We start from the raw sequence: 25,636 nt of genomic DNA, 5'->3' as shown, positions 1-25,636 counted from the left end.
ACGAGTGTTAAATGCGCGCACACATCCTGACGATCACGCTCAATCCGACGGTCGACTTCTCGACCGCCACGGCCAACGTCGTGCCCGAGCTGAAACTCCGCTGCGCGGAGCCGCAGATAGATCCGGGCGGCGGCGGCATCAACGTCGCACGCGCGATCCGGCTGCTCGGAGGTCAGGCCGTCGCGCTCATCGCGATCGGCGGATCGACCGGCGCGCAACTGCTGCAGCGGCTCGCGCATGAAGGCGTTGCCACCGTCGCCTTTCAGGGCCCGGGCGAGACGCGACAGTCGATCTCGGTTATCGACGAAGGAACGCAGGCGCAGTACCGGTTCGTCATGCCAGGCCCGCAATGGCACGAGGACGATGTCCGTCGCGGCCTGAACTCCATCGATCAGGCGACCGGCGACGATACGTTGGTGGTGCTGTCCGGCTCGCAGCCGCCCGGTGTCGCCAAGGATTTCCCCTCGATCCTCGCCGATCATGTCGGCGACCGGGGGGCGCGGCTAATCGTCGACACGTCCGGCCCGGCCCTCCGCCACCTAGTCGAAAAACCGCATGCCTCGCTTCATCTCCTGCGGATGGACGATGCCGAGGCCGAGGACCTCGCAGGGCGGTCACTGCCGAGCGTCGAGGATACCGACGCCTTCTGCCGCGATCTCATCTCGCGCGGGGTCGCGCGCTCGATCATCGTGGCGCGCGGCGCGGACGGCTCGGTCCTCTCGACCTCCGAGGGATCGTGGCATTCTGTCGGTGCCCCGGTCGAGGTCCGCTCCAAGGTCGGGGCCGGCGACAGTTTCGTCGGGGCCTACACGCTCGGGCTTGCCGAGGATCGCGATCCCGGAGAATGCCTGCGCTTCGCCGTGGCGGCCGCCTCGAATGCCGTGATGACGGACGCGACGCGCCTCTGCGACCGCGAGACGACCGACCGCCTGATGCGCGATTGCACGTTGCGCAAGCTGTGAGCCGCTGGAGCGAAGCGACCGCGCCCGATCTTGACGAGATCGAGGCAATGGCACTGCGGGCGGTCGAAGCCCTGCCTCCCGATTTCGCGAGTGCCGCACGGGACGTGCTGCTGCATGTCGTCGATCTCGCCCCCGACGACATGCTCGACGACATGCAGATCGACGATCCCTACACGCTCACGGGTCTCTACGACGGCATCCCGATGACGGAGAAATCGGTCTTCGACCAGCCGACCCGACCCGATACCGTCTGGATCTTCCGCCGCGCGATCCTCGACGAATGGATCGAACGCGGCGACGTGACGCTGGGGGATCTCGTGACGCATGTGGTCGTCCATGAGTTCGCCCATCACTTCGGATGGTCCGACGACGACATCGCCGCGATCGACGAATGGTGGACCTGATCCGGCGCTCTGGACTTCGGATTATCCATCTGCGCCTATGAACCACGACAAGGGGGACGCAGATGGCAGATTCCACGTCGAAGGACGAACAGCAATCGGGTAGCAAGTCGACGGTCTACGCCGCGCTCGCCGCCAATCTCGGAATTGCAGTCACGAAATTCATCGCCGCCGCGATCTCGGGCTCATCGGCCATGCTGGCCGAGGGGATCCACTCGATCGTCGATACGGCGAATCAGGGTCTGCTGCTTCTCGGAATGGCGCGTGCCAAGAGGCCCGCCGACGAGAAGCACCCCTTCGGCTATGGGCGCGAGATTTATTTCTGGGCCTTTGTCGTTGCCGTCCTCATCTTCGCGCTGGGATCGGGTCTGTCGATCTACGAAGGGATTCGCGCGATTCTGCATGGTGAGTCCGAACATGGCAGCGTGCCGTGGATCCCGCTCGTCGTGCTGTCGGTTTCGCTGTGCTTCGAGGGATATTCGCTGTCGGTCGCGATCCGCGAATTCCGCCAGACGCGCAAGGGGCGCGGGCTCTGGCGCGATCTGACCGACATGAAGGATCCCTCGATCTTCGTGGTGCTTGCCGAGGACAGCGCGGCCTGTGCGGGGCTTCTCGTGGCGGCGGCAGGTGTGCTGCTTGCATGGCTCACCGGCAATCCGCTCTGGGACGCGGGCGCATCCATCGTCATCGGCGTCATCCTCGGGATCGTGGCGTTCCTGCTCGCGATCGAGGTCAAGGGCCTCCTCGTCGGCGAGGCGACCGATCCCGACCTCGTGGAGCGGGTCGAGACCAAGGTCGCCTCCCTGCCCGAGATCGACGCCGTCAACGACATCCGCACACTGCATCTCGGCCCGCACGAGATCCTGCTGACCATGAGCCTAGACGTTGTGGACGATGTGCCGTCGCAAAGGATCGAGGCATTGGTCACCGAGATCGAGACGAACATCCAGGAACGCTTTCCGGACGTCGAACGCATCTTCATCGAGGTGCAGTCGCGCAAGGACCACATGAGCCTGGAAACCGAGGCGGGCACGACCTCCTGAAACGCAAAACGCCGCCCCGGGGGCGGCGTTCGGCATAGATCGATGAAAGGCGCTGGCCTTACTTGATCTTGCCTTCCTTGTATTCGACATGCTTGCGCGCGACCGGGTCGAACTTGCGGATCGACATCTTCTCGGTCATCGTGCGAGCGTTCTTCTTCGTCACGTAGAAATGGCCGGTATCCGCCGTCGAGTTGAGACGGATCTTGATGGTGGTTGGCTTCGCCATGGTCTCTCTCCTCGACGCTCGGAACGGGCGTCTCAAAAAATCTGCTGGATCGAACGCGTCTTTTACGCAGCTTCGCGGAATAGTCAACCATCACGAGGCAGATATGCGCGGATGGACTGTAAGCCGGATCCTGTCCGCCGGGATCTCTCCCGGACGGGATGGTCATTCATCTGGGCCCGCCGTTGCCGGCGGGCTCTAGCTGCCTACCCGGACCGCCGGGGAGAAGAAGCCCCTGGAATGTCGCCATTCCGCGCGGTCCCTATTCGGCATTGCTCCCGGTGGGGCTTGCCATGCGGGTCGGGTTGCCCCGCCCCCGGTGGGCTCTTACCCCACCGTTTCACCCTTGCCGCCCGCGATGGACGGCGGTCTGTTTTCTGTGGCGCTTTCCGTCGGGTTGCCCCGCCCGGGCGTTACCCGGCACCGTCTCTTCCTGGAGTCCGGACTTTCCTCGCACGAGCCAATGTCCCGCACGCGACCATCCGTCCATCCGCGCGCCGCATCGCCTAGCCCGACGCCCCCTTCCGGTCAACGGGGAAGTCACGGGCAAGACCATGGGCGATGGCCTCGTCCCTTGCGTCGCGCGGACCGCATGCCCAGGGCCGGTGCCTGAGCCTCAGCGCCGCGAGCAGAATCGCGGGATCATCGGTCGCCGTATATCCCGCGCGCCTCATGTCGTCGACGAACCTGCCCGTCTGGAGCGAGCTCGGCGTCGGAGCCGCAAGGCCCCGCATCGCCAACCGCGCCCAGTCGAAGCGCCGACCGGGATCCGCCTTGCGGCCCGGGGCGCAATCGGAATGGCCAATGATCCGCTCCCGCGGGATGGACCAGCGCGACATGATCCCCCTTAGCATCTCCTCGAGCGCATCCATCTGCGCGGCCGCGAATGGCGACCGGCCGTCATTGCAAAGCTCGATCCCTACGGAACGCGAATTCACATCCACGACACCCCCCCATGCCCCCGCTCCCGCATGCCAGGCGCGTACGTCCTCGGGCACCATTGCGTGGACGATCCCATCCGGATCGATAAGATAGTGGGCCGAGACCTCAGCAACCGGATCGCAGAGCCGGTCGAGCGCAGAGCCCGTATCGGTCATCGCGGTGAAGTGGATCACAACAAGATCGGGCCGCACGCCGCCCCGGCGCGGGCCCTGGTTCGGCGAGGGATGATCGCGAAGGATCAGCCCCGCGCCGCGCGGAACGGGGTCGGATCCCAGCCACAGGCGAAACCGTCACCGTCCGGGTCGAGGTTCAGACGATCGCGTTCCGGTCCGCCACGCTCCAGAAAGGCTTCCTGCGCGAGGTCGGGAGAGGCATAGCCGGCACAGGCCCGGGCCGAGCGCGATTGCGCCCCGATGCCGCCGCGGCGATAGATCGGCTGACCGACGGCGTTCGACGTCTGCAGCGCATAGGCGACGATGTTGGGCCCGTCACTGCCGCGGCGCGTCGGTACGGCGGTCGGTTGGATCACACGATAGGCCTGTGCCTGCCGCGCGAGACGTTCGGCGTCTGATTCGATGCTTTCCCGCGCCGAAACGGCGGCAAAGCTCTGTTCGTCCGAGATACCCGGATTGTTCGCATCCACGGCAGCCGAGGAGGCCGCGGCGCTCGTACCGTCGAAACGGGGGGCGGCATCGCGTGCATCGCCCGTGGGGAGACCTGCCGCGCTCAGTTCCGTGGAAGAGATGACGGGCTCGGAGGAGCCGGGGCCGCTCATGGGGAAGCCGCTTTCCTGCGCGGAACGTGCACGCTCGTAATCCTGATAGCTGCCGAAACCTACGCCCGAGCCGTAATCGACGGGCCCGCCAATGGGCTCGTCGGAATACCGCGGGCCCGGCCCGCAAGCCGTCAAAAAGCCGAGAGCGAGGCAGGCATATCTCAACATCGGTGTCGTCCCTTCGACCGAAAGATCGACCCCGATCCTACCACCACCGCGCGGGCTTGGCCACAAATCCGGCCGATTGCTCCAGCGTATAGGCCATGTTGAGGAGATCGCCTTCCTCCCACGGCCGCCCGATAAGCTGAAGGCCCAGGGGCAGTCCCTGCCTATCCTGCCCCGCAGGCACGCTGATGCCGGGAAGCCCCGCGAGGTTCACGGTCACGGTGAAGACGTCGTTGAGATACATCTGCACGGGATCGGCCTCGACCGTCTCGCCGATGCCGAAGGCGGCCGACGGAGTCGTGGGCGTCAGGATTGCGTCCACCCCTTGGGCGAAGACCTCTTCGAAGTCGCGCTTGATGAGCGTACGGACCTTCCGTGCGCGGTTGTAATAGGCGTCGTAAAAGCCCGCGCTCAGGACGTAGGTGCCGATCATGACGCGGCGCTTGACCTCGTCGCCGAAGCCTTCGGCGCGCGTCTTTTCGTAGAGCTCGAGGATTCCGTCGCCCTGCTCGAGCGCGGCCCTGCGGCCGAAACGAACCCCGTCGTAGCGCGCGAGGTTCGATGACGCCTCTGCGGGCGCGATCACGTAATAGCAGGCAAGCGCGTATTTCGTATGCGGCAACGACACGTCGACGACCTTCGCGCCGGCATCCTCGAGCATCGCGCGGCCATTGGCCCAAAGCGCCTCGATTTCTTCAGGCATTCCATCGGCATGGTATTCGCGCGGAATGCCGATCGTCTTGCCACGGATGTCACCGCTGAGCGCCGCCTCGAAATCGGGGACGGGCAGATCGGCGCTCGTGCTGTCGAGCGGATCGTGCCCCGACATCGCGCGCAGCAGGATCGCGGCGTCGCGCACATCCTTGGTCATCGGGCCCGCCTGATCGAGGCTCGAGGCGAAAGCCACGATCCCCCAGCGAGAGCAGCGTCCATAGGTGGGCTTGATTCCGACGGTGCCGGTGAAGGCCGCGGGCTCGCGGATGGAGCCGCCCGTATCGGTCCCAGTCGCCGCAAGGCAGAGATCGGCGGCGACGGCCGCGGAGGACCCGCCCGAGGATCCGCCGGGCGTCAACTCGCGCTCGTCGATCTTCCACGGATTGACCGCGGGGCCATAGACGCTCGTCTCGTTCGACGAACCCATGGCGAATTCGTCCATGTTGAGCTTGCCAAGCATGACCGCTCCGCTCTCCCAGAGCTGGCGCGTCACGGTGGATTCGTATTCAGGGCGGAACCCTTCGAGGATGCGGCTTCCAGCTTGGCTGGCCACACCCTTGGTGCAGAAGAGATCCTTGATTCCGAGCGGAATACCGCAAAGCCCCGGCGCGTCGTCCTGCTTCAACCGCTCGTCTGCAGCTTCGGCCATCTGCATGGCCAGATCGGCTGTCGGATGGGCATAGGCGTTGAGCGCCGTTCCAGCCTCCATCGCCGAAAGGCAGGCCTCGGTGATCTGGCGGCTCGTCACCTCCCCCTTGCGGAGGCGGCGGCGGGCTTCGGAGATGGTCAGCGTATTGAGATCCGACATGCGATTATTCCACAACCTTCGGCACGGCAAAAAAGCCCTCGCGGGCGTCGGGCGCGTTGGCCAGAACCTTCGCCTGCTGATCGCCGTCCGTGACCACATCCTCGCGACGCTTCAGCCGTTGAGGCGTCACGCTCACCATGGGCTCCACGCCGTCGACGTCGACTTCGCCGAGCTGTTCGATGAAGCCCAGGATGGTGTTGAACTCGGCGGCGAGCGCGTCGAGGCTCTCGGGCTCCACGCGGATCCGCGCGAGGCTCGCCACGCGGGCGGCGGTGTCTTTGTCGATCGACATGTGCGGGGCACCTCAGCGACTTGTCCGGGTATCGCCCGCTCCTATCCCCGTTGCCGGACCCTTTCAACCCGGTCGCGCCTGAGCACCGTGATCATCCAGCCCAGCATCACAGCGTTGAAGAGATGCCATGCGAAATGGGTGCCGGTGGGCAGCGCGGAACATAGCGGATGGTCCAGCGACCGGAAGACGAGGGAGAGCGTCAGGATCGCAGCCCCGATTGCCAGTCCGCGCGCCACTTGCGGCAACCTGCGGCGCAGCAGCGCGGCGTAAAGGAGGATCCCTGCAGGGACGGGCCAGTAACTCGCCGAGATATCGAAGCCCGGCAGCCGCGCGAAGATCGCCCCTCCGACCGCCAGCCAGAGCGCGAAGACCACTACCCCGAGCATGGAGATCGCCACGGACCACCCGAAATAGCGGCGGTTCGCCGCAAACACGTAGGTCAGGATGAAGATCCCGATCGGTACCGTGTCGGCCAGTGCCGCCCAAGCGGTTGCATGGGTATGAAAGAGCCACGACCCGATCCCGATCGCGAAAAGGATCGCACAGAGCACGGCCTCGATCCCCCTGCTCTTCGGCCAGAGCCAGAGCGCGACCACGATGAAGGCCAGGTTGGTAAACGCGTTGACGGGCTCGGCCCAGTAGCTCGCGCTCAACCGTTCGCAGTAGATGTCGATGGGGGCGGTCCAATCCATGACCACGATTAGGCCACCGGAGCCCGCCGAGGCAAGACGGGTGCCTTGCGCCCAATCGTCGCCCGCGGCGTCCTATCCGCGAAGAACCGGGGCTCCGTGAATGATCCGGCCGGGGGCGATCACGCTCGCATAATATCCACCGTGACCGCGAACCGCCGAGTACCCGCCAGGCCCGAAGGTCTCCTCCATCCTCGAACATGGCGGACAGGGCCCCTCGACGAAGACGACCGCGTCGCCGATCCGGACCTGAGCCTTGCGCAGAGCGGCTAGGTTGATGCCCGACACCACGATGTTCCGGCGAAGATCGGCCGGACGCACATCCGGGCGACCCAGAAGACCGGCGATGACGGGCAGATGCTCTGCCTGAATCAGCGTGACCGCCCGCTTCCCTGGCCGTCCGTGATCACCCGACAGGCCCGCCTCGTCGATCTCGGCCTCCTGGACCGGGACGAGCGGCGCGCGCCGCTCGGGTCTGAGGCCGATCCATTCCACGCGGCCTTGGCGTGCATGGCGTGCCATCATCTCGCCGAGATCGACCATGTGAACATCCTCGCGTTTGAAATCCGCATCGCGGCCCTAGCTCGTTACGGGACCGAGCAGGGCACCGGGTCGACACTCCCGGAGCGCCCGCCACATTAAGAGAGGAAGGTTCGACATGACACGCCTACCCGACGCGCAGCGCCTCGAAATCGGCGACATAACCGTTACGGCACTCAGCGACGGCCCCCTGCCCCTCGGCGTCGACAATCTCGTAGGTATCGAGAAGGACGAATACGCCAGACTGATGCGCGAACGGCATCTCGACGCCGAGACGTGGCGCTCGGGTCTCAACGCGTTCGTGATCGAGACGGGAGGACGAAAGATCCTCGTCGATGCGGGGGTCGCCGGAAACATGGGCGAGCGGACGGGCCGGGTCGCAGCCAACATGGCGGCGGCGGGTTACGCGCCCGACGACATCGACACGATTTACGTTACGCACATGCACCCCGACCATATCGCGGGTCTCATGGGCGAAGATGGTGCGCGCTTCGGAAAGGCCGTCCTCAAGGTCCACGAGGCCGACCACGCCCATTTCTCGGACGAAGCCAATGCAAGCGACGCGACGCGCGCGATGCTCAAAGCCTATGAAGACCAGACCGAGACGTTCGCGACAGGTGCCGACATCGCGACCGGCCTGCGCAACCTGCACCTTCCGGGACATACGCCCGGCCATTCGGGGCTCGAGATCCAGTCCGGAGGTTCGACGCTTCTGCTGCTGACCGACATCGTCCACATCGCACCGGTGCAGCTTGCCAATCCCGATGTCGGGACCGGCTTCGACACGGATGTGGAGCAGGCCCGCGCGACGCGGAAGGCGATACTCGACCGGGTTGCAAGCGACGAGACGCCGATCCTGGGCAGCCATATCACTTTCCCAGGTGCCGGATTTATCGAACGCGCCGAAACCGGGTACCGCTTCGTCCAACTGCCCTACTCGCACGACGACTGAGACAATCGCCGCCTGCCGTCCGGGCTTCGCGTTTCGTGGTGCCCGAGATCGCACCCCGACCCGACAAAAAAATCGCGCCCGCGGTCTCCCGCGGGCGCGAATGCTCGAGGATCAGTCGATCTTCAGGCGGCCTTGCGCTTGCGCCGCATGAGACCGAACGCGCCGACACCGGCGAGGAGCAGCGGAAGACCAGCGGGAAGCGGCACTTCGCCGATCGTGGTGATCGTGTCGGAGCTCGGATCCACGCCATTGATCGAGATCACGTGCAGACCGACCAGGAGCGAACCGCTGTTGAGCGCCGCGATCACGTCATCGAACGTGGTCGTTCCGTTCAGCTCGAAGGTCAGGTCCAGCGTTTCACCGTCACCGATGGTGGCGCTGTCATTGCCCTGCGTGGCCGCGAACACGAATTCATCGTAGTTCCGGTTCGACTGGGGCAAGTTGCCGTTCGCGGTTGCGAAGCTGACATTCGTTCCGCTGATCATCGGATTCGTCAGAAGGCCGAGGCTGTCCTCGAACCCAACGCTGCGCCCGCGGGGGCTGTATTCAGACACGGCAACGTCGTTCATGATGCTGAAGATCACGCCCGCATCGATCGCCGTGACATCCAGCGAGAATTCGCTGGCGATGAGGCTTCCGCCACCACCAGGCAGAAGGTCTTCGAACGAATATGTAATGGCCGAAGCCGAAGTCGCACCCAGACCGAGAGCGGCAACGGCGGCAAGAAATGCATGTTTCATGGAATTAAGGTCCCCGTCCTTAAAATATTGCGCTCCACCCGAGCAGCGATCCCCTCATAGCGCAATCTGTTAACATCCTACTAACATTTTCGTGAATGTATCTAGAATGTGTGCCTATCACTTTCAATGCTTAATGCAAGTCCATGAAATGGGATTACTTTAATCCGTTAACCATACGTGTGTTTAGTGAGATGTCGAAGCAGAAGCTTCATCTTTGAGTTGTTCCGGCAAATTCCTCTAAATCTCAGGCATAGCCCTAACTCTGCAAGATCGAATCGGCAGCGCCTGATTCGGGTCTCGGTACACACTCCCCTTCTTCGCGCTGAGCTTGTCACCGGTCCGTCTTTCGCATCTTCTGGCAGAGAAGCTGACACCAGAGGAGGATCCCCATGGTCCGTTACACGTCCCTCGCCCTTGCGGCAATCGCGTTAACGGCTGCGGCCGAGGCACAGCAGGCCACGGATGCGGTCGATCCCGAAGCGCCGGCCACCTCGCAATCCCTGGGAGCAGGACTTTCGGAGGCTGCACAACGTGCGCTCGAAGCGAAGCGCGCGGGAACCCCGGTCGAGGCCAGCGACTGGATGGTTGCCGCAGCGAATCCGCATGCGGTCGAGGCCGGCTTTCGCGTGCTCGAGGCAGGCGGCAGCGCGGCGGACGCCATGGTCGCGGTCCAGACTGTCCTTGGTCTCGTGGAGCCTCAGAGTTCCGGGCTCGGCGGCGGGGCGTTCCTTGTCTACTACGACGCCGAAAGCGGGACGCTCACCACGCTCGACGGTCGCGAGACCGCGCCGCTCGACGCGACGCCGCAACTCTTTCAGGTCGATGGCGAACCGATGGAGTTCTATGACGCGGTCGTGGGCGGCCGCTCTGTTGGCACGCCGGGCACCCCGCGGCTGATGGAGCGCGCCCACGAAATGTGGGGCAATGCGGAATGGAGCAGCCTGTTCGAGGATGCCATCGCGCTTGCCCGTGACGGCTTCACGGTTTCCCCGCGCCTCGCCGCACTCGTTGCCGAGGAAGGCGAGCGGCTGCAGACCTTCGATCGTACGGCCGAGTACTTCTTCCCCGGCGGCACCGCGATCGCCGAAGGCGATACGCTGACCAACGCACCCTATGCCGACACGCTCGAGGCGATCGCGAGCGACGGGGCGGACATCTTCTATAATGGCGAAATCGCGCAGGGCATAGTCGATACGGTCCAAGGTGCCGATGGCAATCCCGGCGTGTTGTCGATGACCGATCTCGCAATCTACGACGTGGTCGAGCGCGATGCCGTCTGCGTCCCCTATCGCGGGGCCGAGGTCTGCGGCATGGGACCGCCGAGCTCGGGCGCGCTGACCGTGGGCCAGATCCTCGGCATCCTCTCGAACTACGATCTGGGCGAGATGGGGCCCGACGACCCGGATGCCTGGCGCCTGATCGGGGACGCGTCGCGCCTCGCCTTCGCCGACCGTGGTCGCTACATGGCCGATATCGACTTCGTGCCGATGCCGCTCGAGGGACTGATCGACACCGACTACCTCCAAAGCCGCTCGATGCAGCTCGGGGGATCCGAGGCGCTCGACGAGGTGACCCCCGGTGCGCCGGAATGGGATCATGCGATGCTCTGGGGCGACGACATGGCGATCGAGCTTCCGTCGACCTCGCATATTTCCATCGTCGACGGGGACGGCAATGCCCTCAGCATGACGACGACGATCGAGAACGGCTTCGGATCGCGGCTGATGGCACCGGGTGGCTTCCTCCTCAACAACGAACTGACCGATTTCAGCTTTGCCACGCATGAGGACGGCAACCCGATCGCCAATCGCGTCGAGCCGGGCAAGCGACCGAGGTCCTCCATGGCCCCGACGATCGTGATGCGCGACGGCACTCCTTCCCTCGTCGTCGGATCGCCCGGCGGATCGCGCATCATCGGCTACGTCGCGCAGGCGATCATCAACCACGTGGATTGGGGCATGGATGTGCAGCAGGCCCTCGGCGCACCGCATCTCGTCAACCGTTTCGGCACGTTCGATATCGAGGCCGGCACGAAGGCGGTCGGCCTTGAGACTGCGCTCGGGGAGATGGGCTACGAGACGGATATCCGCGAACTGACGAGCGGCCTGCACGCCATCGAGATCACCGATGACGGGCTGTTCGGTGGTGCAGATCCCAGGCGCGAAGGGATCGCCCTCGGCCAATAACGATCGCCTGTTGCAAGCGACTGGACATGCGTATTTAGAAAAAGACGATGACGGGGTCGCGCCGAAGACGGGCGACCCCGATCGCTTGCGACGAATGTGGCAGAGGCGCATGGCACCCAGGACGAAGGACACGATGCCCCGCAACGCCTTCACCATCGGCGGCCAATCCATTGCCCCCGGTGAGGCGCGGACGATCGACCTGCCCGTCTCGCGACTGAGCGATCACACGCCCGTCACGATGTCGGTCCATGTCGTGCATGGCCGGCGGGAAGGGCCGACATTGTTCGTCTCGGCCGCGGTCCATGGCGACGAGGTGATCGGGGTCGAAATCGCAAGAAGGCTGCTCCGCCAGCCGCAACTCGACAGCCTGCGCGGCACATTGCTGGTCGTGCCGATCGTGAACACCTTCGGGTTTCTCAACAACTCGCGGTACATGCCCGACCGGCGCGATCTGAACCGGTCCTTTCCGGGATCGGAGGGCGGGTCGCTTGCCGCACGTCTCGCCAACCTCTTCATGACCGAGATCGTGGCCCGCAGCGATTTCGGCATCGACCTTCATTCCGCGGCGATACATCGCACGAACATGCCGCAGATCCGCGTCTCCGCCTCGTCGCAGCAGACCCTCGATCGCGCGCGCGCCTTCGGCGCTCCCATCGTCGTGCGCGCCAAGCTGCGCGAGGGCTCGCTCCGCGCCGCCGCGCGCGATACGGGCTGCGACATCCTTCTCTACGAGGCGGGAGAGGCGCTCAGGTTCGACGAATTCTCGGCGCGTGTCGGCGCATCCGGCATCCTTCGGGTGATGCACGAGATGGGCATGATCGGCGCAAAGGGGCTCGGGCGGCGGCGCATCACACCGATGAACTGTGCAAGTTCGCACTGGCTGCGCGCACCCGCCGGCGGACTGATGCGGTCCTTCCGCGAAGTCGGTGAAGGCGTCGAGGCGGGCACCCTCCTCGCGGCTGTCTCGGATCCTTTCGGCGAAAACGAGATCGAGATTGCCGCGGATACCACAGCCGTCATCCTCGGTCGCGCGACCATGCCGATCGTCAACGAGGGGGACGCGATCTATCACCTCGCGCCGGTCGAGACCGATCCCGAAACCCGCATGGCACGGCTCGCAGCAGAGATCGAAGCGGATCCGATGTTCGACGAAGACGAGATTCTCTGACCACAGGTCAAAGCCCATCCCCACCCCGAAGGCCGGCTCAAAGATTGGGCACAGTTTTCAACAATGCTCGCTCAAGTTGGTTTTCGCCCTTCAAGCGATAGGCGAATCTCCGCCGATTCAACTTTGCCAAGAATTTTATGGAAACGATTTGTTTCCGCACCCGAAAACCGTTGAGCGAAAGGTAAATACGCCCTTCTTTGCCTCAAAACGGTGTCTGGGGGACATATTGCGATGTTAAAGAGTTTGATCTGCGCGGTTGCGCTTGGCGGTTTTGCGGCGACCGCGGATGCGGCGGTTTACCGCTACGACGTCACCATGGAACGCACCTTTCTCGGCCTGCCGTTTCTGCAGGGGACCGGATCGGGAATGCCCGAAATCGTACCTGAGGGTATCGATTGCACCCTCGAGGGAGACGCCCAGTCGCTGGAGCATGTCTGCGAAGGACCTGCGGGCTTTCCCGAGGATCCAGCGGACGATTTCTATCGCGAGAACTTCCCCGAGACGATCTCGGCGAGCCTCTTCATCGATATCGTGGCGAATGTCTTCGTCGGTCCGGGCTGCATCGGATCGAGTACGCTTTGCGGGAATGGCTTCGTATCATCGGCCGACCAGACCGGGTTCAGCTACATCAAGTTCGAGGGAAGCGATGGCGGCTTCATCATCGATCAGGACGGACTCTTTTATGCTGATGATGCCACCTATCAGTTCACCCTCGGCAATACGTTCTACTCGCCGCTTGGCGGGGTCACGCAAGGGGTGACGATCCAGTATGCGACGACCAGTCTGGACATCATTTCGCCGATTCCGCTTCCGGCTGGAGCAGGCCTGCTTTCGACCGCACTCGTCATCCTGGGATGGCGTCGCCGTCAGGCCAGATCCGTGTCCTGACGACGGATTCGGTTCGCGCTTAGTTTCCCGGCAATCCATGTGCAGGAGCTAACGCGGAGATTGCAATTTCTTCGCCCCGGGTGAGCGCCACTCAGCATGCTTCAACCCCGGGGTGAAGATCCCGAAAAATTCGTAGCTTTTCTCAAACGATTTTTGGAAAGGACCCTGTGCGCATCGCGATCCAGTGCGGCATCTAGTGGACAGGATACTTTAATGGTCAGAAATCTGGTTTGCGGGGCGATGCTTGCCGCTACAGCCGCGACTGCCGATGCCGCAGTCTATCGCTACGATATGACAATGGAGCTCGTAGGACTAAGGGTGAACGGGACCTCGTCGCGCGAAGACTTTGCACCCGATCTGTCGGTGCCCGGCCTGAATTGTCACGGTCAGGAGTACGATGCGGGCACCGTCGGTGCCTACGTAGAGCATCGATGCAATGGAGACGCGGTCTTCACGACGTTGGACGGCGTCGAGGGACTCGAGGATTTTACCGATATCCTCACCGGCAGCTTCTACTTCGACCTCGATCCCGTCCCGTCGAATGCAAAGCGCGTGACGCAACGGTTTTGCGAAGGGTCTCCATTCTTCTGCCGTTCCGTTTCCTACAGTTTCGACAACTTCCATGCGGACGAGACGGGCTTCAGATTCCAGTCGAGCCATGCCGGAAGTGCGGGATTCATGGTGGACAATTTCGGGCTGTCCTATCTGGACGATTCCGTCAACAGCTTCACATACGGGAATACCAGCTACTTCTCGTATGACGGTGTCGATGCTACCTACCGCACCACCGCCTTCAACGTGATCGCCCCCGTCCCTCTGCCTACTGGAGCTGCGCTCCTTGCCACCGGCCTTTTCGCACTCGGCTGGCGGCGCGGTCGCAGGAACCGCGATGCCGGATGACGGACGGGGGCCTCGCCCCCTTCCAGACCACGCCACGATCCCTTAAAAGCGCGCGAAACCTGACATCCTTCGTGCGGAGCATCCAATGGCAGCCTATCAATTCGTCTATCACATGGACGGCGTCTCCAAGACGATCCCGGGCGGCAAGAAGCTGTTCGAGAACATCCGCCTGAACTTCCTGCCAGGCGTCAAGATCGGCGTCGTTGGTGTGAACGGCGCGGGTAAATCCACACTTCTCAAGATCATGGCGGGTCTCGACAAGGACTTTACCGGCGAAGCCTGGTCCGCCGAAGGCGCGAAGGTCGGCTACCTCCCGCAGGAACCGCATCTCGACCCCTCTCTCACCGTGCGCGAGAACGTCATGCTCGGCGTGCGTGAAAAGCGCGCGACGCTCGAACGTTACAACGAGCTCGCGATGAACTACTCGGAGGAAACCGCCGAGGAGATGTCGAAGCTTCAGGACGAGATCGACGCCCAGAATCTCTGGGATCTCGACAGCCAGATCGACATCTCGATGGAGGCCCTCCGCTGCCCGCCCGACGACGCGGATCCGTCCACCCTGTCGGGCGGTGAAGCACGGCGCGTGGCACTATGCCGGTTGCTGCTGGAACAGCCCGACATGCTTCTCCTCGACGAACCGACCAACCATCTCGACGCCGAGACGATCGCCTGGCTGCAGAATCACCTGATGGAATACAAGGGCACGATCCTCATCGTGACCCATGACCGCTATTTCCTCGACGACATCACCGGCTGGATCCTGGAGCTCGATCGCGGGCGTGGCATTCCCTACGAAGGAAACTACTCCGCTTGGCTCGAGCAGAAAGCCAAGCGGCTCGAGCAGGAAGCGCGCGAGGACAAGTCGAAGCAGAAGACCCTGCAGCGCGAACTCGACTGGATGCGACAGGGTCAGAAGGCCCGCCAGGCGAAGTCGAAGGCGCGTATCACCGCCTACGAAGAGCTCGCCAATCAGTCCGAGCGCGAAAAGCTCGCGAATGCCCAGATCATCATTCCGAACGGAGAGCGGCTCGGCCAGAAGGTCATCGAAGTCGAGAATCTCAAGAAGGGCATGGGTGAGAAACTCCTCGTCGAGAACCTGTCGTTCAGCCTTCCGCCCGGTGGGATCGTCGGGGTGATCGGGCCGAACGGCGCGGGCAAGACGACGCTGTTCCGAATGCTGACGGGCCAGGAACAGCCGGACGAAGGGAGCGTCGAATTCGGCGACACGGTCGATCTCGCCTATGTCGATCAGTCCCGAGACGCGCTCGATCCCAGCAAGACGGTCTGGGAGGAAATCTCGGGCGGCGGCGAAGTGATCGACCTCGGTGACGCGCAGATGAATTCGCGCGCCTATTGCGGAGCCTTCAACTTCAAGGGCGGCGATCAGCAGAAGAAGGTCGGATCGCTTTCGGGCGGCGAGCGCAATCGCGTCCATATGGCGAAGCTGCTGAAGTCCGGCGGCAACGTCCTGCTCCTCGACGAACCGACGAACGACCTCGACGTCGAAACCCTCCGTGCGCTCGAGGACGCGCTCGAGGATTTCGCAGGTTGCGCGGTCATCATCAGCCACGACCGCTTTTTCCTCGACCGGCTTTGCACCCACATCCTCGCCTTCGAGGGGGATGCGCATGTCGAATGGTTCGAGGGCAACTTCGAGGATTACGAGGAAGACAAGAAACGGCGTCTGGGCGTTGATTCGCTCGAGCCCACGCGGGTCAAGTTCAAGAAGTTCTCCCGGTAACGCGGACCGGAGCCGGCGCGCGGTGCGTGCCGGCTTTTCCCAAGATGCCGGTTTTCCCGGCGACGGGCTTTCGCACGGCACCTGATAATTACAGGATGCGGTCAGGCGGCCCAACTTCGGCCATATGGCGTAAGGCTCTTATTGGATGATCGCCGGTCCCAAACGGAACCTGAGATCTCCTTGCGGTGCCGGAATTCCAAAAGCTTCCCCATGGTCCGGATTGTCTATCAGGGGAGCGCAGACTCATACCCTTGCGCTGTTGCGACTGGCGGTTGGAGCATAGCCGAACGCGCGACGCGGATACCCGATGACAACTCGCCATGACGCACAAAGAAAGGCCCGCCACGCGGTCACGCGGCGGGCCTAATCTGCTGCCCATCCGGGCGACAATCGATCTATTGTCAGAGCTTCTTGCTGACTGTCCGTGCCGCGCCACGCGCAAGCTGGGATTCAGGACTGCGACGACGCCGCATCGTCCTGCGACGACCACCAAGCAGGCTACGGAAAATACGTCCAAGCATGATGATATCTCCTGTTTGGATTTGCTTACCAACCTCTCGCCTTACAAAATTGTTCCCGGTTTGCCTGATCCGCCTTGCGCCCACTCCGAAGCAGGCTCAAAAGAGCTGGGGTCGTGCACATTCAAGATGCTGGATTTGCCTTGCGCAAAGTACTCTCTCAGTAGTCCAAGCCGTGCACCTTTCGGCACGAGGCTTGCAATCCCGCGGTCGATCTGTCAGAAACACACTTGCTAAGACGACCTCTATCGACCGATCTGTCTTCCGTTCCGGGCTTCAGCGCACTCGATCAAGGGCAAACTTTGCCACGCTGTTGCAATTTCGCGAACAGATACACGACAGGAGAACTCACATGCCCAACGGCACCGTGAAATGGTTCAACACCACCAAAGGCTTCGGCTTCATCGCTCCCGAGACGGGCGGCAAGGACGTTTTCGTCCACATCTCCGCTGTTGAGCGCGCTGGCCTCACCGGCCTCAGCGACGATCAGAAGGTCACCTATGACCTCGAGACCGGCCGCGACGGACGTGAGTCGGCGACGAACCTCTCGCTGGCCTGAACCGGCCCGAAGCAAGATAGAGGAAGGCGTGGTCATCCCGCGCCTTTTTCATGTCAGCGTGCCGAGGATCTCGTTGCACAGGGCCTCGACCTCGTCCGACCAGGCCCCCTTGCCGCGCTCCTGAACGCCGCGCCCCTGCCCCAGCGTTTCGACATAGACCACCCGGTTGCCGAGCACGGACTTCGCCCTCGAGGCTCCCATCTCGGCTAGGGCCGTGTCGATTTCTTCTGAGACGCGCGTGCCGGACTTGAACCGGTTCAGCACGATCATCGTCGGTCGCCCGACCCGGTCTGCCAGATCCAGCACGGAATCCACCGCCCAGAGATCGACCTGCGACGTCGCCACGGGCACCAGCACCAGATCGCTTTCGCGAAGAGCCGGCCTCAGGTCGCTGTCGACCTTGGGTGGCGTGTCGACGATGACGAAGTCGCTGGTCTTGGCGAGCTTGGAGATCTCGTAGCCGACGCCCCATGCGCTCGCCGTGCCGAAATCCATATCCTCAATACCCGCCTCGCGCCGTGCCATGAACCATCGGCCGAGCGATCCCTGCGGATCCGTATCGAGGACTGCGACGCGGTGACCTGCCCGGGTCAGCGCGACCGCAAGGTTGACGGCGAGCGTCGTCTTGCCCGACCCGCCCTTCTGCTGCGCGATCGTCAGAACATGTGCCACGGACGGTTCTCCCTCATGCACCATTTCCGAGCCTAGGCGATCGCCCGGACCAGAGCAATCTCAAGCCCCCGACCCCGCCATGAGACCTGTCCAGACGAAAAACGGAATCGTCGCGGCAAGCCCGATGATGCTCAGCCCGATGAGCACGAACAATCCGTCCACCGCCAGCAACCCCGCCACGATGCAGAGAACAGCGAACCCCATGAGGGATGACGAGAACGGCACGATCTCCAGGAATGGCATGGCGAAGCCGCTCATCATGCAGGCCCCGTAGGCGATCTGCCGTCCCGGTTGCTTGGTCAGAAACCTGAGCCGGTCGCGCGAATGGCGGTCGATCCAGTTCGCGAGCTTGCGGATCTTGCCGATGGCCTCGTGCATGCGGGACCCAGATACGTTTCGCCGTCGCATGAATCCCGGCAGCCAAAGCCGTGGCCGGTGAAGGAAAAGCTGCGAAGCGATGATTGCGATCGTGATCCCGCAAACGCTCGAGAAGAGGGGAATGCCGCTCAGCGGGGAGACGACGAGCAATGCCGGCACCATCATCACAGGCAGGAAGGCCGTCGTCCCGAACGCGTCGACCACGTCCGACACGAAGATGCGGTCGCGATCCGTGAGATCGTCGAGCTGATCGATCACGTCCCGGACGTGATGCGCCCGGTCGGAAGGGGGTGTCGCCATGAATGCTTGCTCAGCCGTTCGATCGATGTTTCTCGGTCACGCGCCTGCGCGGTCCTCGAAGCTCGCAATCGCTTCTTCGGCGCGATGGCAGGCGACGCGCGCCGCACCAACCTTTCGCAGCTCGGGTCGTTCCCTCCGACAGCGATCGGCGGCCAGGGGACAACGCGGGTGAAACACGCATCCCGAAGGCGGGTTGATCGGATCGGGTATCTCGCCCGTCGGCGGCTCGACCTCGCGGCCGAACGCGTCGAGCCTCGGGGCCGCGTCGAGCAGCATCTGGGTGTAGGGATGCGCCGGCCGCGCGTTCAGCATCTCGGGAGAAGCCTCCTCGACCAGACGTCCGAGATAGAGCACGCCCACGCGGTCGGCCATGTGGGTCACCACAGTCAGGTCGTGGCTGATGAAGAGATAGGTCAGCCCGTAATCGTCCTTGAGGTCCGACATCAGGTTCAGCACCTGCGCCTGCACGCTCACGTCGAGCGCGGATGTCGGCTCGTCGCAGACGATGAAGCGCGGCTCGGAGGCGAGCGCGCGCGCGATGCAGATCCGCTGCCGCTGGCCGCCCGAGAACTCGTGCGGAAACTTGCCCGCATCGGCCGCCGAAAGCCCGACCTGCTCGAGCAACTTTTCGGCGATGCCCTTTGTCTTGCGTCCGCGCGCGGCGAGCGGCTCGACAATGATGTCGCGCACCTTCCAGCGGGGATTGAGGCTCGCATAGGGGTCCTGAAAGATCATCTGGATATCGCCGCGGACACCGTCGATCTTGCTGCGATCACGCTCGGTCGCGAGGTTCACGCCCTCGATCTCGACCGCGCCCTCGCTCGGTTCCAGAAGTCCGACCAGCATCTTGCCGATGGTGGACTTGCCCGATCCGCTTTCCCCGACAAGGGCGTAGGTCGTTCCGGTCTCGATCTCGAAACTCACGTCGCTCACCGCGATGAGCCTGCGCCGCGGCAGACGTTCGATCACGCGGTTGAGCCATGGCTTCGACACGTCGAAGCGGCGGCCCAGATGACTGACGGTGACGATCGCGCTCATCGCTGGACCTCCGCCTCGATATTGACCGGATGCCAGCAGGCCGCCCGTCCGTCACATGTCGCAAGCGTCGGCCCCGGATCGCGCATGCAATCGTTCTGCGCCTTCGGGCAGCGGGGATGAAAGGCGCATCCCTTGGGAAGATGACCGAGGCGCGGCATCGCGCCCGGGATCTGGTGAAGGCGCGCACGCCCCGCGCTCGCCGCAGGCGTCGATCCCATCAGGCCTTCGGTATAGGGGTGGCGCGGATTGCCCAGAACCTCGCGAACGGGGCCGAGTTCGACCAAGCGTCCGGCATACATGACCGCGACCCGGTCGGCCGTCTCGGCGATCACACCCATGTCGTGGGTGATAAGCATCACGGCAGTCCCCCGGTCCCGGCAAAGACGCCTCAGCAGGGCGATGATCTGCGCCTGCACGCTCACGTCGAGCGCGGTGGTGGGCTCGTCCGCGATGACGAGCGATGGCTCGGCACAAAGCGCGAGGGCGATCACGACGCGCTGCCGCATGCCGCCCGAGAATTCGTGCGGATAACTGTCGATCCGGTCCGCCGCCCCCGGAATCCCCACCTCGTCGAGTGCCGCGACTGCCCGCTTGCGGGCCTCGGCTTGCGAAATATCGAGATGCGCCAGCATCGTCTCCATCAACTGATCGCCGATCGGAATGAGCGGGTTGAGCGAGGTCAGGGGGTCCTGGAACACCATTCCGATCTCGGCACCGCGGATGCGCCGGAGGTTCTTCAGCGACAGATTGTCGATCCGTTTGCCATTGAGAAGGACCTCGCCGCCCGAGATATGCGCCGGCCGGTCGAGAAGCCCAATCACCGCGTTGCCGGTCATGGACTTTCCGGCACCGGATTCGCCGACGACGCCCAGCACCTCGCCCGGAGCGATGTCGTAGCTCATGGAATCGACAGGCTTCAGCACGGCGTTCCGCGCAGGGATCTCGACCGAGAGATTGCGTACGGAGAGGACGGGAGTACCGGTCATTTCAACCTCGGGTTCAGTGCATCGCGGAGCCAGTCACCGAGGAGGTTCACCGACAGCGCAAGCGCGAGCAGCGTGACGGCCGGGAAGAACAGGATCCACCATTCGCCGGAGAAGAGGAACCCCTGCCCGATCCGGATGAGCGTGCCGAGAGAGGGCTGCGTCGGCGGCGCGCCCACCCCCAGAAAGCTCAGCGTCGCCTCGGCGATGATCGCCAGTGCAAGCGAGATTGTTGCGATGACGAGGACCGGCGACAACACATTGGGAAGGATATGTCGCAGCATGATCGACGGCCCCTTGCGCCCGATAAGACGCGCGGCCGCCACGTATTCGCGGCCCGCCTGCACCATTGCAGCACCGCGCACCACGCGGGCGAACTGCACCCAGTCGCTGAGCCCGATCGCAAGGATTAGGACATAGATCGCCATCTGGTCGCGGTATCCGACGGGCGTCACCCCCTTGGCGACACCGAAAATCAGCATGGCGACGAGGATCGAGGGGAAGGTAAGCTGGATATCGGCGATCCGCATGATGAGCGTATCGATCCGCCCACCCGAATATCCCGCGATAAGCCCGAACGTGACGCCCAGCACCATGGCGAGCAGCACCGCCGACACCCCCACGAACAGCGACACGCGCAGCCCGTAGAGGATCGTCGAGAACACGTCCCGCCCCTGATCGTCGGTCCCAAGAAGAAAGAGGTCGCCGGTGAATTCGTTGGCCGCGCCCGGAGGCGTGAAGCCGTTCATCAGGTTCAGCGACCCGGGATTGAACGGATCGTGCGGCGCGATGAACGGCGCGAGGATTGCCGCCAGGACGATTACGAGCATGACGATCGTCGCACCGATCGCGACGGGCGAATGGCGGAACTTCCATGCGAAATCCGAATCCCAGGCCCGGCCGAAGCGGCTCTGCGGTGTCGGTTTCTCGGCGGTGGCGTCGGTGTGGCGCGAGGCCCCTTCGGTCGCGTCGCTCATGTCAATGTCCTCCGCCCTTGCCGACCCTCAGCCGCGGGTCGATCGCGAAATAGAGCAGGTCGACGATCAGGTTGATGCTCACGAACATGACCGAGATCAGCATCAGGTAGGCGGCCATCACCGGGATATCGACGAACTGGATCGCGTTGATGAAGAGAAGGCCGACGCCCGGCCACTGGAATACCGTCTCGGTGATGATGGCGAAGGCGATGATCGCCCCGAGCTGCAGGCCCGTCACGGTGATGACCGGCACCAGCGTATTCTTGAGTGCATGGCGGAAATTGACCGCCCGCTCCTTCAGACCCCGCGCGCGGGCGAAACGGATGTAATCCTGCCGCAGCACTTCGAGCATCTCGGAGCGGACGAGCCTCATGATGAGGGTCATCTGATACAGACCCAGCGTGATCGCCGGCAGGATCAGCGCTTTCAGCCCGCTGGCCGTCAGAAAGCCCGTCGTCCACCAGCCGAGATCCACCACCTCTCCACGACCGAAGGATGGCAGCCAGCCGAGTTCGACCGCGAAGACGTAGATGAGCAGGATGCCGATCAGGAAGGTCGGCAGAGATACTCCGATGAGCGAAAGCGTCATGATCGCATTCGACGCGAACCCGTCGCGCCTGATCGCCGTGAAGACACCCAGCCCGATCCCGAGAACCATCGCGAAGAAGGCCGAGACCGCGGCAAGCTCGATCGTCGCGGGTGCGCGTTCGGCGAGGATGTCGGCCACGGGGCGGCCCTGCCTGTAGGACAGGCCGAAATTCCCCTGGAGCGCGTTGCCGAGAAAATTCCAGTACTGGACGAAGAATGGCTGGTCGAGGCCGAGCTGCGCGCGCAACCGCGCGATATCGGCCTGCGTCCGCTCCTGCCCCAGCATGTTGTCGATCGGATCGCCCACGAAGGTGAACATCGAGAAGGCGACGAACCCCACGATCAGTAGAACGACGATGGACTGGAACACCCTTCGCAGGATGAAGGCTAGCATGGTGATCTGGCTCCGGCTCGGGAAACGGGTCGTGGCGCATCATCCGCCGCGCAGGCGCGGCAAAGGGGTCTGTGGCACGCGCCGGCCCTTGCTGCATGTCGCGGGTGCGTCTCGCGACGCGACGGCAAGGGCCGGGCGGCTGCGGATGTTTCGCGTGCGAAACATCCATGGGCGGGGCGAATCCTCATCCGCCCCGCGAGAAGTCTCAGGACCCCGTCGTCTCGAAGTACTTCACCTTCGGCTGATCCTCGGGCTGCACCTCGGTCTCGAAGCCGTCCGCGATACCCCAATTCAACACCTGGTTGTGCAGTGGCAGATAGATCGTCTCCTCCTGCACCGTCGCCCAGATGTCGGCGATTTCCTGGTCGCGGGCGTCGAGATCGGTCATCGAGGACAGGCTCTCGATCTGGCTGTCGAGCTCGGGGTTGCTGTATCCCGTCGCGTTCCAGGTTCCGATGCTGTCGTCCTTGGTGTGGACGAGGAAGTTGAAGACGTATTCCGAATCGAAGGTCGGAACGCCCCAGCCCAGAAGGTAGAAATCGGTCGTGCCGTTCTCGATCAGCGGAAAGAACTGCGCCTTGGGCATGGCGTTGAGGTTCACGTTGATGCCGATCTGCGACATCATCCCGACGACGGCCTGACAGATCGCCTCGTCGTTGATATAGCGGTCGTTCGGACAATCGAGCTGTACCGAGAACCCGTCGGGATAGCCCCCCTCCTCGAGCAATTGCCGCGCCGCGTCCATGTCGCCCTCGGGCGGGGCGTTGAGCTCTTCGGTCCAGCCCTGGACGAAGGGCGGAATGATGATGCCGGTCGGATCGCTCTGGCCGCGCATGACCACACGCTGGATGGCGTCGCGGTTGAGGGCCATGTTCATGGCCTGCCGGACCTCGACCTTCGAGAAGGGGTTCTCGCCATCGACATCGTCGTTCTCGATGTCGTCGGCCCCGACATTCATCCCGAAGAAGATCGTCCGGTTCTGCGGCGCGGTGATCACCTCGAGCCCGTCGGACCCCTGCACGCGCTCGAGATCCTGGACCGGCACGTCCTGGACGAAATCGACCTCGCCGGAGAGGAGCGCCGCGACGCGCGTGGCCGCGTTCTGGATGGGCGTGAACTCGACCCGCTCGATCGCCATCGGGAACTCGTCCATGCCCCAGTAATCGGGAAAGACCTCGAGCACGGTTCGCACGTCGGCCTCGCGGCTCGACAGCTGGAAGGGCCCGGTGCCGTTGGTATTGGCGGCGGCATAGGTCTGCTCGCCGGCGGCGTAGTCCTGAACCTCGGTCGCGTCGTTCTCCTCGGCCCAGCCCTGATCCATGATAAAGAGGTTGGTGAGGTTCGCCGGAAGGATCGGGTTCGGCCCGTCGGTGACAAACTCCACCGTGTTCCCCTCGCCCGCGCGGACCTCCACGATGGAGCCCAGAAGTTCCTTCATGCCGCTGTTGGGCGACTGGGCGCGTTCGATCGAAAAGATCACGTCCTCGGCGTCGAATTCCTGTCCGCCGTGGAAGGTCACGCCGTCGCGCAGGGTAAAGATCCAGACATTCGGATCCTCTTCGCTGACCTGCCAGTCGGTCGCGAGCGCTCCCTCCAGATCGCCTGCGGTGTTGCGCAGCAACAGCGGCTCGTAGATCTGGTGGTTCATCGTGTGCGTCGGCCCCTCGTTCTGCGCGTGGGGATCGAGCGTGAGCGCGTCGCCCGCGGCGGCCCAGCGCAGCGTCTGGGCCTGGGCGGCCCCTGCGAGGAGGCCCAGCGCGGTCGTCGCGAGCAAAGCATGTCTCGTGAGGTTCATTGAGAATTCTCCCGTGTTGGTTGGCCGAGTATGCTGGCCGCAGCCGAGATGACAAGCCATAGAACGCCGCAGACTCAAGCATCTCTGGACCTGCGCGCCAAAGCGGCTAGGCTGCTGCAAAACAGGCAAACGAGGAACGAGTGGATGCGGATTTCGCGCAGGATTTTCATGGGGGGCGTCGCGGCCTCGGGACTCGCCGCATGCGGCGGCGGCGCGGGGCGGCTTTCGCCCGTGTCGCGCGACCCGCTGCCCGACGACCTCAGGCCGGTTCCGAATGCCGGCTGGTCCGCCTGGGTCGACGGCTTCCGAGGTCGTGCGGCATCGCAGGGCCTTTCGCCCGAGGTGGTCGCCCGCAGTTTCCGCGGCGCGGGATACCTCCCCGGCGTGGTCGAGCGCGACCGCAACCAGACCGAATTCACGCGGTCGCTCGAAGACTACCTCGCGATCGCGGCGTCGGAAGAAAAGGTCGCGACGGGCCGACGGATGTACGGCCAGTACCGCCCGACGCTTGACGCGATCGAGGCACGCTACGGCGTGCCCGCGAATGTCGTCGCCGCGATCTGGGGGCTCGAATCGAATTACGGCTCGCGCCGGGGCAACATCCCGATCGTCTCCTCGACATCGACGCTCGCCTATGACGGGCGGCGGGGGCAGTTCTTCGAAAGCCAGCTCCTCGCCGCGCTCAGGATCATCGAACGCGGCGACACGACGCCCGAGAACATGGTCGGAAGCTGGGCCGGCGCGATGGGGCATACGCAGTTCATCCCCACATCGTATCAGGCATTCGCAGTCGATTTCACGGGCGACGGACGCCGCGACATCTGGGCCGACGATCCCTCCGACGCGCTGGCCTCGACGGCGGCCTATCTGTCGCGCTCCGGCTGGCAGAGGGGCATGAGCTGGGGCGGCGAGGTCGGCGTCTCGGCCCCCGCGTCGGGCAGCGCCATAACGCCCCAACCCGGCGGCCCGACATTCCGCGTCACGCGCAACTTCGATGCAATCAAGCGCTACAACAACTCGACGAACTACGCGATCGGCGTCGGGCACCTGTCGGATCGCATCGCGGGCGGCCCTCCCATCCGCGCCTCCTTTCCGCCGGACCGCTACGGCTTCACCAAGGACATGCGTGAGGACCTCCAGCGCCGACTGACGCGCGCGGGCTACGACACGCAAGGCACCGACGGCGTGCTGGGACCCAACAGCCGCACGGCGATCGCGGCCTATCAGGGCGCGCGCGGCCTGCCCCCGACCGGCGATCCGTCGGTGGCGCTGCTGAACAGCCTCGGAGGCTGAACGGGGCGGCGC

The 25,636-nt window shown here is 63.9% G+C and carries 26 protein-coding genes and 1 other RNA gene; 11 read left to right on the top strand and 16 right to left on the bottom strand.

Annotated elements, in window-relative coordinates; translation table 11 throughout:
- The first annotated feature begins 11 nt into the window (after positions 1-11).
- From RVY76_RS03555 to RVY76_RS03545, 3 genes are all read left to right on the top strand, one after another.
- Complete coding sequence (locus tag RVY76_RS03555) at positions 12-962, top strand: 1-phosphofructokinase family hexose kinase (RefSeq protein WP_317375895.1); 951 nt, start codon at positions 12-14, stop codon at positions 960-962.
- Between the two features lie 47 nt (positions 963-1,009).
- Entirely contained in the window at positions 1,010-1,366 is a 357-nt protein-coding gene (locus RVY76_RS03550) for a metallopeptidase family protein (protein ID WP_317376703.1), read from the top strand.
- 62 nt (positions 1,367-1,428) lie between these two features.
- Complete coding sequence (locus RVY76_RS03545) at positions 1,429-2,406, top strand: cation diffusion facilitator family transporter (protein WP_317375893.1); 978 nt, start codon at positions 1,429-1,431, stop codon at positions 2,404-2,406.
- 58 nt (positions 2,407-2,464) lie between these two features.
- Here the strand turns inward: RVY76_RS03545 and rpmG are convergent, their stop codons facing one another.
- From rpmG to RVY76_RS03505, 8 genes are all read right to left on the bottom strand, one after another.
- Complete coding sequence (rpmG, locus tag RVY76_RS03540) at positions 2,465-2,632, bottom strand: 50S ribosomal protein L33 (protein ID WP_085855197.1); 168 nt, start codon at positions 2,630-2,632, stop codon at positions 2,465-2,467.
- Positions 2,633-2,735: 103 nt separating this feature from the next.
- Positions 2,736-3,123, bottom strand: an RNA gene (gene rnpB, locus RVY76_RS03535) — RNase P RNA component class A.
- Positions 3,124-3,135: 12 nt separating this feature from the next.
- Positions 3,136-3,762 carry an N-acetylmuramoyl-L-alanine amidase gene (locus RVY76_RS03530; protein WP_317375890.1) on the bottom strand — a complete coding sequence of 209 codons (627 nt, stop codon included), beginning with the start codon at positions 3,760-3,762 and terminating at the stop codon, positions 3,136-3,138.
- Between the two features lie 47 nt (positions 3,763-3,809).
- Positions 3,810-4,514 carry a hypothetical protein gene (locus RVY76_RS03525; protein WP_317375889.1) on the bottom strand — a complete coding sequence of 235 codons (705 nt, stop codon included), beginning with the start codon at positions 4,512-4,514 and terminating at the stop codon, positions 3,810-3,812.
- Positions 4,515-4,551: 37 nt separating this feature from the next.
- The gene (gene gatA, locus RVY76_RS03520; protein ID WP_317375888.1) at positions 4,552-6,033 is read right to left on the bottom strand and encodes an Asp-tRNA(Asn)/Glu-tRNA(Gln) amidotransferase subunit GatA; all 1,482 of its coding nucleotides are present in this window, start codon (positions 6,031-6,033) and stop codon (positions 4,552-4,554) included.
- A 4-nt stretch (positions 6,034-6,037) separates the two neighbouring features.
- Positions 6,038-6,325 carry an Asp-tRNA(Asn)/Glu-tRNA(Gln) amidotransferase subunit GatC gene (gatC, locus tag RVY76_RS03515; protein WP_317375886.1) on the bottom strand — a complete coding sequence of 96 codons (288 nt, stop codon included), beginning with the start codon at positions 6,323-6,325 and terminating at the stop codon, positions 6,038-6,040.
- 41 nt (positions 6,326-6,366) lie between these two features.
- Entirely contained in the window at positions 6,367-7,017 is a 651-nt protein-coding gene (locus RVY76_RS03510) for a ceramidase domain-containing protein (protein ID WP_317375884.1), read from the bottom strand.
- Positions 7,018-7,089: 72 nt separating this feature from the next.
- Positions 7,090-7,557: an MOSC domain-containing protein gene (locus RVY76_RS03505; protein ID WP_317375883.1), complete on the bottom strand. Its 468-nt coding sequence runs from the start codon at positions 7,555-7,557 to the stop codon at positions 7,090-7,092.
- Between the two features lie 115 nt (positions 7,558-7,672).
- Here RVY76_RS03505 and RVY76_RS03500 point away from each other — a divergent pair, with 115 nt between their 5' ends.
- Positions 7,673-8,506: an MBL fold metallo-hydrolase gene (locus RVY76_RS03500; RefSeq protein WP_317375881.1), complete on the top strand. Its 834-nt coding sequence runs from the start codon at positions 7,673-7,675 to the stop codon at positions 8,504-8,506.
- Positions 8,507-8,628: 122 nt separating this feature from the next.
- Here the strand turns inward: RVY76_RS03500 and RVY76_RS03495 are convergent, their stop codons facing one another.
- On the bottom strand, positions 8,629-9,246 hold the full coding sequence (locus RVY76_RS03495; protein ID WP_317375880.1) for a VPLPA-CTERM sorting domain-containing protein: 618 nt from the start codon (positions 9,244-9,246) through the stop codon (positions 8,629-8,631).
- Between the two features lie 389 nt (positions 9,247-9,635).
- Here RVY76_RS03495 and ggt point away from each other — a divergent pair, with 389 nt between their 5' ends.
- The 6 genes from ggt to RVY76_RS03465 all read left to right on the top strand — a co-directional run bounded on the left by ggt (position 9,636) and on the right by RVY76_RS03465 (position 17,206).
- Positions 9,636-11,432 (top strand): gamma-glutamyltransferase, encoded by a 1,797-nt coding sequence (ggt, locus tag RVY76_RS03490; RefSeq protein WP_317375879.1) that lies wholly within the window; start codon positions 9,636-9,638, stop codon positions 11,430-11,432.
- A 133-nt stretch (positions 11,433-11,565) separates the two neighbouring features.
- Positions 11,566-12,600, top strand: a complete 1,035-nt coding sequence (locus tag RVY76_RS03485) for a succinylglutamate desuccinylase/aspartoacylase family protein (protein WP_317375878.1) — start codon at positions 11,566-11,568, stop codon at positions 12,598-12,600.
- A 231-nt stretch (positions 12,601-12,831) separates the two neighbouring features.
- On the top strand, positions 12,832-13,488 hold the full coding sequence (locus tag RVY76_RS03480; protein WP_317375877.1) for a hypothetical protein: 657 nt from the start codon (positions 12,832-12,834) through the stop codon (positions 13,486-13,488).
- Between the two features lie 213 nt (positions 13,489-13,701).
- Entirely contained in the window at positions 13,702-14,388 is a 687-nt protein-coding gene (locus RVY76_RS03475; RefSeq protein WP_317375876.1) for a hypothetical protein, read from the top strand.
- Between the two features lie 85 nt (positions 14,389-14,473).
- Positions 14,474-16,129 carry an energy-dependent translational throttle protein EttA gene (gene ettA, locus RVY76_RS03470; protein WP_317375874.1) on the top strand — a complete coding sequence of 552 codons (1,656 nt, stop codon included), beginning with the start codon at positions 14,474-14,476 and terminating at the stop codon, positions 16,127-16,129.
- Between the two features lie 870 nt (positions 16,130-16,999).
- The gene (locus RVY76_RS03465; protein ID WP_317375873.1) at positions 17,000-17,206 is read left to right on the top strand and encodes a cold-shock protein; all 207 of its coding nucleotides are present in this window, start codon (positions 17,000-17,002) and stop codon (positions 17,204-17,206) included.
- 48 nt (positions 17,207-17,254) lie between these two features.
- On the opposite strand, the gene parA is transcribed toward RVY76_RS03465, so the two are convergent.
- The 7 genes from parA to RVY76_RS03430 all read right to left on the bottom strand — a co-directional run bounded on the left by parA (position 17,255) and on the right by RVY76_RS03430 (position 24,331).
- Positions 17,255-17,902: a ParA family partition ATPase gene (parA, locus tag RVY76_RS03460; protein ID WP_410796007.1), complete on the bottom strand. Its 648-nt coding sequence runs from the start codon at positions 17,900-17,902 to the stop codon at positions 17,255-17,257.
- 36 nt (positions 17,903-17,938) lie between these two features.
- On the bottom strand, positions 17,939-18,556 hold the full coding sequence (locus RVY76_RS03455; protein ID WP_317375870.1) for an exopolysaccharide biosynthesis protein: 618 nt from the start codon (positions 18,554-18,556) through the stop codon (positions 17,939-17,941).
- A 36-nt stretch (positions 18,557-18,592) separates the two neighbouring features.
- A complete protein-coding gene (locus RVY76_RS03450) occupies positions 18,593-19,594 on the bottom strand; it encodes an oligopeptide/dipeptide ABC transporter ATP-binding protein (RefSeq protein ID WP_317375869.1) in 1,002 nt (333 codons plus the stop codon).
- Positions 19,591-20,580: an ABC transporter ATP-binding protein gene (locus RVY76_RS03445; RefSeq protein WP_317375867.1), complete on the bottom strand. Its 990-nt coding sequence runs from the start codon at positions 20,578-20,580 to the stop codon at positions 19,591-19,593. The genes RVY76_RS03450 and RVY76_RS03445 overlap by 4 nt, the downstream gene beginning before the upstream one ends.
- Positions 20,577-21,554 carry an ABC transporter permease gene (locus tag RVY76_RS03440; RefSeq protein WP_317375866.1) on the bottom strand — a complete coding sequence of 326 codons (978 nt, stop codon included), beginning with the start codon at positions 21,552-21,554 and terminating at the stop codon, positions 20,577-20,579. Before RVY76_RS03440 ends, RVY76_RS03445 begins: the two co-directional genes overlap by 4 nt.
- A gap of 1 nt (position 21,555) precedes the next feature.
- Complete coding sequence (locus tag RVY76_RS03435; RefSeq protein ID WP_317375864.1) at positions 21,556-22,536, bottom strand: ABC transporter permease; 981 nt, start codon at positions 22,534-22,536, stop codon at positions 21,556-21,558.
- A 205-nt stretch (positions 22,537-22,741) separates the two neighbouring features.
- Positions 22,742-24,331, bottom strand: coding sequence for an ABC transporter substrate-binding protein (locus RVY76_RS03430; RefSeq protein WP_317375862.1), 1,590 nt, complete (start codon positions 24,329-24,331; stop codon positions 22,742-22,744).
- 144 nt (positions 24,332-24,475) lie between these two features.
- Between RVY76_RS03430 and RVY76_RS03425 the strand changes: the two genes are divergently transcribed.
- Positions 24,476-25,624, top strand: coding sequence for a lytic murein transglycosylase (locus tag RVY76_RS03425; protein ID WP_317375861.1), 1,149 nt, complete (start codon positions 24,476-24,478; stop codon positions 25,622-25,624).
- Positions 25,625-25,636: the final 12 nt, after the last annotated feature.

The sequence above is a fragment of the Palleronia sp. LCG004 genome, assembly GCF_032931615.1.
In the GTDB taxonomy this organism is placed as follows: Bacteria; Pseudomonadota; Alphaproteobacteria; order Rhodobacterales; family Rhodobacteraceae; genus Palleronia.
Note: the sequence above shows the minus strand (reverse complement) of the source record. Positions and strands in the feature narration are given on the sequence as shown.